At 30.4% G+C, this 11,179-nt stretch carries 11 protein-coding genes and 1 tRNA gene; 9 read left to right on the forward strand and 3 right to left on the reverse strand.

Going from position 1 to position 11,179, the window contains the following annotated elements; genetic code table 11:
* Positions 1-54: 54 nt before the first annotated feature.
* The 6 genes from HAW63_04925 to HAW63_04950 all read left to right on the forward strand — a co-directional run bounded on the left by HAW63_04925 (position 55) and on the right by HAW63_04950 (position 5,676).
* The gene (locus HAW63_04925) at positions 55-1,674 is read left to right on the forward strand and encodes a protease-like activity factor CPAF (protein MBE8163312.1); all 1,620 of its coding nucleotides are present in this window, start codon (positions 55-57) and stop codon (positions 1,672-1,674) included.
* Positions 1,675-1,846: 172 nt separating this feature from the next.
* Complete coding sequence (locus tag HAW63_04930) at positions 1,847-2,572, forward strand: serine/threonine-protein phosphatase (protein ID MBE8163313.1); 726 nt, start codon at positions 1,847-1,849, stop codon at positions 2,570-2,572.
* Positions 2,573-2,592: 20 nt separating this feature from the next.
* Complete coding sequence (locus HAW63_04935; GenBank protein MBE8163314.1) at positions 2,593-3,561, forward strand: peptidoglycan DD-metalloendopeptidase family protein; 969 nt, start codon at positions 2,593-2,595, stop codon at positions 3,559-3,561.
* Positions 3,562-3,580: 19 nt separating this feature from the next.
* A complete protein-coding gene (rsmA, locus tag HAW63_04940) occupies positions 3,581-4,369 on the forward strand; it encodes a ribosomal RNA small subunit methyltransferase A (GenBank protein MBE8163315.1) in 789 nt (262 codons plus the stop codon).
* Positions 4,370-4,379: 10 nt separating this feature from the next.
* Positions 4,380-4,826 carry an SsrA-binding protein SmpB gene (smpB, locus tag HAW63_04945; protein ID MBE8163316.1) on the forward strand — a complete coding sequence of 149 codons (447 nt, stop codon included), beginning with the start codon at positions 4,380-4,382 and terminating at the stop codon, positions 4,824-4,826.
* Between the two features lie 133 nt (positions 4,827-4,959).
* Positions 4,960-5,676 (forward strand): rRNA pseudouridine synthase, encoded by a 717-nt coding sequence (locus tag HAW63_04950; protein ID MBE8163317.1) that lies wholly within the window; start codon positions 4,960-4,962, stop codon positions 5,674-5,676.
* 45 nt (positions 5,677-5,721) lie between these two features.
* On the opposite strand, the gene HAW63_04955 is transcribed toward HAW63_04950, so the two are convergent.
* From HAW63_04955 to HAW63_04965, 3 genes are read right to left on the reverse strand one after another with little or no spacing between them, the layout of a single operon-like run.
* A complete protein-coding gene (locus tag HAW63_04955) occupies positions 5,722-6,837 on the reverse strand; it encodes an rRNA pseudouridine synthase (protein MBE8163318.1) in 1,116 nt (371 codons plus the stop codon).
* A gap of 15 nt (positions 6,838-6,852) precedes the next feature.
* The gene (locus HAW63_04960; protein MBE8163319.1) at positions 6,853-7,671 is read right to left on the reverse strand and encodes a hypothetical protein; all 819 of its coding nucleotides are present in this window, start codon (positions 7,669-7,671) and stop codon (positions 6,853-6,855) included.
* Between the two features lies 1 nt (position 7,672).
* The gene (locus HAW63_04965) at positions 7,673-9,346 is read right to left on the reverse strand and encodes a thioredoxin fold domain-containing protein (protein ID MBE8163320.1); all 1,674 of its coding nucleotides are present in this window, start codon (positions 9,344-9,346) and stop codon (positions 7,673-7,675) included.
* Positions 9,347-9,521: 175 nt separating this feature from the next.
* Here HAW63_04965 and gcvT point away from each other — a divergent pair, with 175 nt between their 5' ends.
* The 3 genes from gcvT to HAW63_04980 all read left to right on the forward strand — a co-directional run bounded on the left by gcvT (position 9,522) and on the right by HAW63_04980 (position 11,179).
* Positions 9,522-10,592, forward strand: a complete 1,071-nt coding sequence (gene gcvT, locus HAW63_04970; GenBank protein MBE8163321.1) for a glycine cleavage system aminomethyltransferase GcvT — start codon at positions 9,522-9,524, stop codon at positions 10,590-10,592.
* 96 nt (positions 10,593-10,688) lie between these two features.
* On the forward strand, positions 10,689-11,081 hold the full coding sequence (gene gcvH / locus HAW63_04975) for a glycine cleavage system protein GcvH (GenBank protein MBE8163322.1): 393 nt from the start codon (positions 10,689-10,691) through the stop codon (positions 11,079-11,081).
* Between the two features lie 31 nt (positions 11,082-11,112).
* Positions 11,113-11,179 (forward strand) — tRNA-Leu (locus HAW63_04980).

Here is an 11,179-nt window from a genome sequence, read left to right on the forward strand (position 1 = left end):
ATGCCCGTAAGCCAGACCGAAGTCTGGTTTACAAATTTAACAAAAGGTTTACTGATGTTCAAAATAGTTTCTTGGTTTAGCATTATAGTATTAGGTATAGCTATTAATTCTAACGTAGCTTTTTCTCAAAAATTAACTAAAGAACAAAGGTTACTAGATTTTCATTATTTAGTTTCTCATATTAAATCCTCTTATGGACCTTTAGAGTATAAAACTAAAAATAGAATTGTTAATATAAACAAGCTTATTAAAAAATTTCGAAAAAAAGTAGCTAAAGCAAAAACTAATGGTGAGTTTTATTACACTATTAGAGAATTTACTTCTAGCTTTCGAGATGGTCACTTTTCTACTAGAATTCCTACATCATATAGAGCCAGCTTACCTTTGCGTACTGAGTGGGTAAACGGAAAAATTTTAGTACAATTGGCTCTTCCTGTACCTGGTAATATTCAGTTAAGCCCTGGTGATGAAATTTTAAAATTTAACAACAAGCCAGTAAAAAAGGTACTAAGACAATTAAAAAAATATATAGGTTCAGGTTCTAAACAAACAGAAACTCGTTGGGCAGCATGGTTGCTAACTATTAGACCAGGCTCTTTGTTACCAGTACCTGTTAATAATAAAGTAATATTGCGTGTAAAATTAAAATCCTCTGGAAAAATAGTAAATGTTAATAGAAAATGGAAATTTTCTGGAGAATTTTTAGATGAAAATAAAAAGTTTGGAAAAAAATCTAAAAATTTACAAAATTTTAGCGGTAATCAATCTGTAGTATTTAATCCCATTGAAAATTTATCTATATCAGATAGTTTCGATTCTTTACTAAAAGAAGACTCGTTTGCAGAAGTAACTTATGCATGTAGCCCTAGTACTCGTATTGCTATACCAGCAGATGCTACGGTAATTATGAAAGAGCCTTTTGTAGCTTATTATTACCCTACAAAAAAAGGAAATGTAGGCTATTTAAGAATCCCTCATTATTCCTTTGGAGAGCAGTCTAAACAGGTTTTTGCTAACTATGCTTATGCTGTTAGTGAACTAGAAAAAAACACAGTAGCCTTAGTTATTGACCAAGATCATAACTGTGGTGGAAGTGTAACCTTTTTAGGAGATATGTTTGGACTATTTATAGACAGACCTGTAAACAATGCTTTATTTCGATTAGTGGCTAATAAGAGCGTTTATATCTCTTTAAAAAGTTATGTAGAAAGAGCTAGCCCTAATGTAATAGGTTTCTCTATTTGGAAGCATTTTCTAGCTCAAGTAAAAACCGCTTGGTTAGGAAATAAGTATTTAACAGATAAAATTTCTTTACAAAAAATTTATCCAAATGCAGAAGCTAGATATACAAAACCTATTACTGTATTAACCGATGAACTTTCTGGTTCTGGAGGAGATGCTTTCCCAGCTTTAATGCAAGGTTATAATCGTGCAACGATTTTGGGAACAAAAACTTCTGGTTTAGGTGGTTCTGTAGCCTCTATTCCTAATTTACCTTTTTCTCAAATATCGGTAAGATTAACACAAACTTTATTTTATCACCCTAATGGACAAGAAATTGAAAATAATGGTGTAAATCCAGATGTACCTTATACTATAACAGACAAAGATTTTATTAATAAATATCTAGATTATAGAACTTTTTATACACAAAAAACATTAGATTTATTGTAATATATTACCTTTACTAATAATCTTCATTGCTAAGAAATAGCCAAGTGTGAAAACTTGGCTATTTTTTCTTTATTTGCTTAAAATACAAATCATGTTAGTTTAATAATGTATAGAAAATCAATGACTTAGATATATATATAAAATTGGTAGTAAAAGTTAAAAAGAGTAATTTATGTTTACAATTCAAGCTTGGGGAAAAACCGATATAGGTTCTGTTCGTAAAGAAAATCAAGATGCTATTTTAATAGATAAGAAACTTAATTTGTATGCAGTGGCCGACGGAATGGGGGGGTATAAAGGAGGGGCTTTAGCCTCTAAAATAGCTACTGAAGAATTATATTCTTTTTTAGATGGTAATAAAACATCTTTAAAAGAATCTAATATTTCTCACTATATTCAAAAAGCCTATTCACAGGCCAATACATCAATTTATTCTACAGCTCAAAAAAAAGAAGGATTTACGGGTATGGGAACAACTATGGTAAGTTGCCTTGCTTTTGATAATACTTTTTATATTGCTAATGTGGGAGATTCTAGAGCCTATTTATTTAGAGATAATTTATTATGGCAAATAACTAAAGACCATTCCTTAGCAGAAGAAAGTTTAAGGATGGGGCAATCTATTGATAATATTAATGCTAACATTATTACTCGCAGTGTGGGCTATGCTTCTGAGGTTATAGTAGACGTTATTGAAAGACCTTTGCAAAATGGAGATTATATTTTGTTATGCTCTGATGGATTAAATAAAATGATTTCTGATGAAGAATTAGCAGAGTTATTAAAAACAAGAAACAATAAAACTATAGCCAAAGATTTAGTACAATTGTCTAACAAAAGAAGAAGTATTGATAATGTGTCTGTATTATGGATTGAAATAAAGCTTAATAAATCTTAATAAAAGATTTTTGCATATCTATGGAAAATAACAAAAAATTTACACTAATTTTAACTAGTAATAACTCTGACAAAACACGCTCTTGGCAATTGTCTTCTACTTTATTACAATTTTTAAGTTTAATTTTAGGTATTCTTGTAATTTTATTATTTTCTTTTTTTATAGATTATTTTTCTTTATTAATTAAAACAGGTAATTTAAAAAAGCTAACAATAGAAAACCGATTATTAAAAAAACAGATGTCTCAACTAAATGTTGAAGCCAAAAAAATAAGAAATTATTTAGATAGAATACAAACTTATACAAAAAAACTAAAACTAATATCTAATATCACTGATGATAAAAGGGTTTTGGAGCTATCCTTAAAAGACACTAAAGTGTTTCCAGATAATAATGTACTCAATAAAAAAGATTTTTTGTTATCTGATAATACACGCTTATTTTCAGACCCATTATTAGAAGATAAACAATTACATTTATATGAAAAATTATCAGAAAAGTTACTGGATCTTAATAAAAAAAGCGCATTAGTAGAAAATAATGCTTTAAATATCTATGAAAACTTATGGGATAAAACAGAATTTTTAGCAGCTACTCCAAACATTGCTCCTGTAAAGGGATGGCAAAGTTCTACTTTTGGCTATAGAAGAAATCCAGTTACAGGAAGAATAGCATTGCACAAAGGTTTAGACTTTGTAGCTCCTCCTGGTACTCCTGTTTGGGCTTCGGCCGAAGGGATCGTTTCTCATGTGGGTTATGATTTAGGCTATGGTAAATTAGTAATTTTAGATCATGGTTATGGGGTAAAAAGCTATTATGCTCATAATTCGCAAATACTTACTAAATTAGGGGCTAAAGTTAAACGATGGGATGTTATATCCGCTGTGGGCAACACAGGCTCTTCCACAGGAGCTCATTTACATTATGAAATTAGAGTTAAAGGAATTCCTGTGGATCCTAGCAATTATATATTGGATAATATTTATTAAAAATGACTAGTATATTTTGATGATAAAAAAACAACTATTAGCTAAATTACAAGAATTATCTTTACAGCCTAAATTTAGCTTAGGACAAAATTTTTTAATTAGTCAAAATGTAGTAGAGTTAATTATTTCTAAAATAAATACTATATTAAAACAGTCTTCATTAATAGAAATTGGACCAGGTTTAGGGGCTTTAACTAATCATTTATTAAATTATGACGACTATACAGTAATCGAATTAGATCGTGATTTAGCTAAATATTGGAAATCTAAAGAAGTAAAAGTTATAGAAGCAGATGCTTTACAGTTAGATTGGAAGAGTTTAAATATAAAAGGCAATGCCGTTTTAGTGAGTAACTTACCTTATCAAATTTCTTCTAGATTATTTATTGATCGAAGTTTAGGACCTTTAAATATTCAACACATGTTGCTTATGTTTCAAAAAGAAGTGGCACAAAGAATTACAGCCTCTATAGACAGCAAAGCTTATGGAATACTTTCTGTAATTGGGCAATTAGTATGGGATATTAATAAATTGTGTGATGTGTCACCTCAAGAGTTTTATCCAGCTCCTAAGGTTGCGGGAAGAGTTTTGTATTTTTCTAGAAAGTCTTTAGCTTTAGAAAAAGCTTTTTTTCTATTTGTAAAGCAAGCCTTTTCGCAAAGAAGAAAAATGCTGGTAAAAAATCTTTCTTCTTTTTTGTCTGTAGATGAGATAGTATCTATTACAGGTAGTAAAACAAAAAGGGCAGAAAATGTTAGCCCCGAAGAGTTTTATTCTCTTTATAATTTGTATAAGTCTAGTAAGTAAAAGGTTTTGTATGGGTATTAAGATTATTGTAAATAATAAAAAAGCTTTTCATAATTATCATATTTTAGAAAAATATGAAGCCGGTTTGGTTCTTACAGGCAGTGAAGTTAAATCTTTAGCATTAGGTGAGGTTAATTTAAAAGACTCTTATGTTGTTTTTAAAAATAACGAAGCTTTTTTACAAAAAGCGCATATTAATGTATATAAATTTAGTAGTTATAATAATCATGAGCCAGAGCGATTACGAAAATTATTATTAAGTCGATTAGAATTAAATAAAATTCAACAAACAATGAAAGAAAAATCTTTAAGTTGTATCCCTTTAAAACTCTATTTTTCTAAATCTTTAATAAAATTAGAAATTGCTTTAGCTAAAGGAAAAAAGATGCACGATAAAAGAGCCGATTTAAAACAAAAATCTTTAAAAAGAGAAATCGATCAGCATTTTAAAAAATAAAGCTGCTTTAAAGCCATAAAAGTAATTTAAAAATTGAAAATAAAGAGTTTAAAAAAATAAGAATAAAAATAAAACACCTATTTTTCAATCCACAAGGTTTATTATGAGTGAAGAATTACGATTATCTAAATTAATGACAATAAAAGGAATTTGTTCTAGGCGTGAAGCCGATTTTTGTATACAAAATGCATGGGTTTTAGTAGATGGCCATATTGTAAATACTTTGGGTACAAAAGTAAAAGATACTGTTGATGTACAGCTAACTCCTGAGGGAAAAGCCTATATTGATAAAAAAATTAGTGTAATTTTAAACAAGCCCATAGGTTATGTGTCTAGCCAACCAGAAAAAAATTATTCTACAGCTAGTGAATTGTTGTTACCAAAAAACCGTTATTCCCGATTCGAAGAAGGTAAGGCTTTAAGTAAAGAGGATTTATCTTCTTTGGCTCCTGTGGGTAGGTTAGATATTGAATCCAAAGGCTTGTTAGTTTTAAGCCAAGATGGAAGACTTACCAAAAGCATTATTGGGCCTTCTGCTTCGGTGGAAAAAGAATATTTAGTACGAGTCGAGGGCGAAGTCACTGAAGAGGCTTTAGACTTATTACATAAAGGTTTGTATTTAGATGGTCAGCCTTTAAAGCCGGTTAAAATTATGGAAATAGAAGAAAATTTATTAAAAATGGTTTTAATTGAAGGTCGTAAAAGACAAATACGACGAATGTGTGAGTTGGTAAAACTGCAAGTTACAGGGTTAAAACGGGTTAGAATTGGTAGTTTAATGTTAGCCGACCTACCAGAAGGGCAGTGGCGATTACTGTCCCATGACGAAAAGTTAAAATTTTTAAAGTAACGAACCTACAAAGCAACGCGCCTGCAAAGTGTTTTATATCTAATACTATTTTCTATTTCGACGACTTTTTTGTATTTTAACTTTGCTTTTTGTAACGGTTCTTTTTTTACTCTCTTTAATAGGGCCTAGTCTTTTTTCTCGAGTGGGTCTATTTTTAAGATTTCTTCTTTTAGATACAGGTTTAGTTGTTAAATCAGTATTAAATTTTTTCACCTCTTTTATAGGTGTAAATATTTTATCCACTTGTTGAGGGGTTAGGTAAGTAAATTGTCCCTGAGGAAGCTTTCCTAATTTTAAGTTTCCAATAGCAATTCTTTTTAAGCGTTGTATGCGGTAACCTAGCTTGCTTAACATTCGGCGCAGCATTCTATTTTTTCCCTCATTAATTTGAATTTGCACCCAGCTATATTTAGTTTTTTTATCATTTCTAGAGTATTGTTTTACAGTATGAACATGATTAGCTTTTAACCTACCAATATCTGAGGGAATACCGTTTAGCAGTTTTGCTTTATGAGTAGCACTTATGGGTTTATCTATTTTTATTAAATAAGTTTTAGTAACTTTAAATTGAGGGTGAATAATTTTTTGTGAAAATTCGCCATCATTGGTCATAAGTAAAAGCCCTTCAGAGCTCCAATCTAATCGGCCCACAGGGAATACTCGACTTTTTAATTGTGGAAAAAATTGTGCCACATGGGCTCTTTTGGTTTCTCCATCACTCATACTAGTTAAAACTTGGGCTGGTTTATAAAACATAATATAAATATTATGCCGAGGCAGTTTTAATAAAACCTTTTTATGAAAAACTTTATCTTGGGAGGGGGTTACTTGTGTAGATAAATTGGTAATAATTTTTCCATTAATTCGGATTTCTTTATTAATAATTAATTCTTCTGATTTTCTACGACTTAAAAGGGTGGTTTGTGCTATAAATTGATTTAAGCGCATTTTTTGATGTATAGATTTTTTTGTTTGATCTATAGCACTAGGTTTTATATGTTTGGCTTTTTTTAATGCACGCAGCTTTAGTTGATCGGTTTTTTTAGAATGTGCAATTTTTTTAGTACCAGACACGGTGTTTGCAGACACTGTTTTTGCAGGCACTGTTTTTGAAAAAGCCTTTTTTGTAGATATTGTTTTTATAGATGTTTTTTTTCGCATTTTGTACTTAAATATTTAGTTAAAATTTATATTAGTGTTTAGCTTTTTTACTGAACAATGTATACCTTGTATTTTTTTTAAATCAAAAAATTTTTCTATATTATCTAAATGTTTGCCAAGTAGCTCTATTTTGCACAAAGGCAGTTTAGTAAAAGAATTAGTAATCTTATAGGTATGCCCAGAAACTACTAAACCTGTAAAAAGCTGTAAATTGTCTTTAAAAAAAATAATCGCTTCTAAAGAGGATATTTGAATATATTGAAGGTGGTTGGTTTCTAAGTTTGCAGTATAATCGTATTGTAAAGAGCTGATAGCTGGTAAGTTTTGCAAATAAGGAGGTTTTAAAAAAAACAGGTTAGTGTAAATATTTACCTCTTTTTTATTACAGGGATGAGTAAAAACCTTTAAGCATCTATTATGCTTTATTAACTTTTGAAATTCGTAAATTTTTTTATCTCTATTATTTAAAAGTACAGAAGCATTTTTATTATCTTGTGTATTGCGATTAAAAGCATTTTTTATTTCTTTACAATATTCTAAAAAGTTATCAGAATTTTTTACATAAACTAACTCTTTTTCAGTCATTTTTTTTATAAGTGAAGAAAAAGAAAATCTTTTTAAATCTAAACAAAGAGTGTCTTGCAGTAAAATAATATTTTCTTTCCAAAAAGAAAAGTGTAAATTTTTTAAAAAAAATTTTTGCACTATTGTAAAGTTAAATTCTTCTTCTTTTTTATGAAATAAATTTAAATAGTTATAAAAGCTAAGACGAGCAATATTTTTGCTTACTTCTAAACTTTTTAAATGCTGTAATATATCTTGTACTAAAATCATTTTATTTCTTATTTAATAATTTAATTAAACGCTTTTTTACTTTTTTAGCATTTTCAAAGCCTGTTAAGCGTAGTTGGTTTTGCAAAACTCCTGTTTTAGAAAAAAATAAAACTGTTGGCAAACCTAGCACATTGTATTTTTTTTGTAACTGTAAAACCATTGGGTTTTCATGGGTGGCATCTATTTGCAACCATGTAAATTGTGATTTTATTTCTTGTATAGCTTTTGAACCAAAAACTTTTGCATTAAGTTCTAAACAGGATAAACACCAGTCTGCATAAAAATCTAAAACAATAGGTTTGTTGTTTTTTAAAGCCACTTGAAAAGCAGAAGAAGAGTAAGGAGACCAAAGTTTATGCCCCTTAGAAACATTAGGGTTTACTTTATTTATTAGAGGAGATAAAAGAGGGTAAGAAAAATAAAAAGAGCCCAAAAGAAAGCCTATTCCTAAAATAATTTTTGATCCTTGCATTATTTTTGGTTTTTGCAAATATTTTTTAATCCAACTGCCTCCAGTTAGGCTAACAATAATTAAACTAAAAGTTAAACCTTGAGCTAAAACAAATAACAAAGCAAAACCTAATAAAGCATCTTGTGATGTAGCTACAAAACTTAAAACTCCTAATAATACGGGCCCAATACAAGGCGAAGCAATTAAGCCAGCAACAAGCCCTGAAAGAAAAACAGTTAGTATATTAGTGCTTTTTTTAAAGCTATATTTTTGAAAAATATTTAATGGACCATTAATAGAAAATAATCCAAATAAACTCATGGCAGAAATAAAGAAAATCAAAGCAAAGATAAATTGCACATAAGGGTTGGCAAGCACACTACCAAATAAACTTCCTGTAAGAGCGGCTAACACTCCCATAAAAGCATAAGTTAAAGAAATTCCCAAAGAATAAGCTAATGTGGTTAGTAATTTTTGCTTTAAACTTTTATGTTCTTGTATCCCAATAATACCTAAAGTGATAGGTATCATGGGTAAAATGCAGGGAGTAAAACTCATTAACAAACCGGTAATAAATAAAATAATTAGCAAAACTCCCCAGTTTTTAGAAGTCAAAATAGAGTTCATTTTTTTTAGTAAAATGTTTTCATCTAACTGCCTAAAGCACTGAAAAGAAAAAAAGTGAGTATCACATATAAAGGCATTGTTGTTGGATAAGGCTGTGCTTTTTAAAACATTACTAGCTTTATTAATTGGAGCGATTAAATGCTTTACTGTTATGTATAATTTTTTTGTTTGTTTTAAATAACAAACCGTTTTTGTACAAATTTGGTATTTTATATATAAAGGTATTTTTTTTAAATCTTTAGGCCAATCTTTAATGTTTTCGTAAGTAAATGACAAAGTGCTTTTTCCGCTGGTAACGGCTTTTGTCATTTTACTAAAGGGGTCTTGTATGTGGTAGGTGGGATTTACTTTTGGAGCAGAAAACAGCAGCCAAGGTTTTGCAGTTAAGCGAAAGGCTTTAATATAGGCTTTGTAGCCCGACTTTAAATTTAATTGTAGTTGAATGCTTCCATTACCGCTATTGCTAATAAAGGGAGTTAAAATTTTAAAGTGAGGTTGGTAGTGATAATTTTCGGAAAATGCATTATTACTAAAAAAGCTAGTGATTAATAAAAAAAAGAAGAGTTTTAATTTCAATATATATTTTCCTATTTTCATATTGTTGTAACTTTTATTTATTTAAAATTGGATTACAAAACATAACCCTAGCTTTTGCTATAAGTATATTGCTTATTAAATTAAAGTACAGTAAAAGTCTTTATAAACAAACCTTTAACTGGGTTATTTATAGTAAAAAATAGAGACTATTTATAAGAAAAATAATAAGGAAGCTATGGATGTAAAAAAAACCCCTTTGTATGACTTACACTTAAAACATAATGGAAAAATGTTAAACTTTGCGGGTTGGCTTCTTCCTGTGGAGTTTGAGGGAATAACCAAAGAACATTTACAAGTGCGATCTTTTGGAGGCTTGTTTGATGTTTCTCATATGGGGGAGTTTTTTGTAAAAGGCGAACAGGCTTTAAAAACTTTAGAGCATTTGTGTTCTAAAAGTGTTGAAAAGTTAAAAAAAAACGAAGCACAATATAATCTTTTAATTAATAAAAATGGCGGAATTGTTGATGACATTATCATTTATTGCTTAGAGGAAAAGGCTAATTACTTGTTGTGTGTAAATGCAGCCAATATAGAAAAGGATTGGAAGTTTATTAGTGAAAACAATTGTGGTGCCACTGTTAGTAATGAAAGTCAGCAGTGGGCTCAAATTGCGGTACAAGGGCCTAAGGCTTTCGCACTTTTAAAGCTTTTAGGTATTGAAGAGGCAAAGCCTTTTAAAATGCAGTGGGTTAGTTGGAATAACACCGATTTATTATTTGCCAGCACAGGGTATACGGGCGAAAAAGGTGGCGAAATTTTTGTCAAAACCGAGTTTGCAGCCAGCTTGTGGCAAAAGCTATTAGAGTGGGGAGGGGCCTTGGGTATTAAGCCCGTTGGTTTAGGGGCTAGGGATACTTTACGCCTCGAAAAAGCTTATCCTTTGTATGGTAATGAGCTTAATGAGCAGGTTAACCCTTATCAGGCGAGGCTATCTTGGGTGGTTTCTAAAGATAAAGAATTTTTGGGTAAAACTAGTATGTTAAAAGAAAAAGCTAAAGGCTTTAATAAGTATTTAGTGGGAATTCAACTAGAGGACAGGGGTATTGCTCGTAGCTCGTACTTAGTGCTTAATCAGCAAGGCGAAGAGATTGGCCAATTAAGCAGTGGAACTTACTCTCCTAGTTTGTCTAAATCCATAGCTATGGGCTTTGTAAAAACCGAGTATAAAGACCCAGGGCAAGAGGTTTGGGTGCAGGTTCGGTCTAAAAAACTTTTAGCCAAAGTGGTAAAATTACCTTTTTTTTAAAATAGAAGTATGATAGTAAAATAAGAGACTTAAGCTTAGGTTTTTTGCTGAAAGTAGGGTTTGTTAAGCCATTAATTGTTATTTGAGGAGTAAGTAATGAAATATGTTCCAGAAGAGAATTATTACACTAAAGATCACGAATGGGCTTATGCCGACGAAAACCTAGTAACCATTGGTATTACCGAGTACGCACAATCGGCTTTGGGAGAGGTAGTGTATTTAGATTTACCCGATGTGGGGCAAAGAGTGGTGAAAGAAGAAAGTTTTGGAGTGGTGGAAAGTGTAAAAGCCATGAACGATTTAATTGCTCCTGTTTCGGGTATTGTTATTGAAGTTAATGACATACTTTTAAATAATTTAGATAGCCTAAATGATGACCCTATGAATACGGGTTGGTTAGTAAAAGTGGAAATTGATAATGAAAAAGAATTGCTTCACTTATTAAAAGCTGCTGACTATAAAAAAATAATTGATAAAAAGAAAAAATAAGTTAGCATAAATAAGTTAGTTAAGCCTGTGTGGTGGAATTGGCAGACACGCTAGATTTAGGATCTAGTGCCGTGAGGCGTGTGGGTTCGAGTCCCTCC

Source organism: Pseudobdellovibrionaceae bacterium, assembly GCA_015163855.1.
Taxonomy (GTDB): Bacteria; Bdellovibrionota; Bdellovibrionia; order Bdellovibrionales; family UBA1609; genus JAAOIH01.

Bases quoted from the DNA above. Each gene is read 5' to 3' on its own strand.
- HAW63_04925 (MBE8163312.1), top strand. From the start codon at position 55: ATGTTCAAAATAGTTTCTTGGTTTAGCATTATAGTATTAGGTATAGCT.
- HAW63_04930 (MBE8163313.1), top strand. From the start codon at position 1,847: ATGTTTACAATTCAAGCTTGGGGAAAAACCGATATAGGTTCTGTTCGT.
- HAW63_04935 (MBE8163314.1), top strand. From the start codon at position 2,593: ATGGAAAATAACAAAAAATTTACACTAATTTTAACTAGTAATAACTCT.
- rsmA (MBE8163315.1), top strand. From the start codon at position 3,581: ATGATAAAAAAACAACTATTAGCTAAATTACAAGAATTATCTTTACAG.
- smpB (MBE8163316.1), top strand. From the start codon at position 4,380: ATGGGTATTAAGATTATTGTAAATAATAAAAAAGCTTTTCATAATTAT.
- HAW63_04950 (MBE8163317.1), top strand. From the start codon at position 4,960: ATGACAATAAAAGGAATTTGTTCTAGGCGTGAAGCCGATTTTTGTATA.
- HAW63_04955 (MBE8163318.1), bottom strand. From the start codon at position 6,837: ATGCGAAAAAAAACATCTATAAAAACAATATCTACAAAAAAGGCTTTT.
- HAW63_04960 (MBE8163319.1), bottom strand. From the start codon at position 7,671: ATGATTTTAGTACAAGATATATTACAGCATTTAAAAAGTTTAGAAGTA.
- HAW63_04965 (MBE8163320.1), bottom strand. From the start codon at position 9,346: ATGAAAATAGGAAAATATATATTGAAATTAAAACTCTTCTTTTTTTTA.
- gcvT (MBE8163321.1), top strand. From the start codon at position 9,522: ATGGATGTAAAAAAAACCCCTTTGTATGACTTACACTTAAAACATAAT.
- gcvH (MBE8163322.1), top strand. From the start codon at position 10,689: ATGAAATATGTTCCAGAAGAGAATTATTACACTAAAGATCACGAATGG.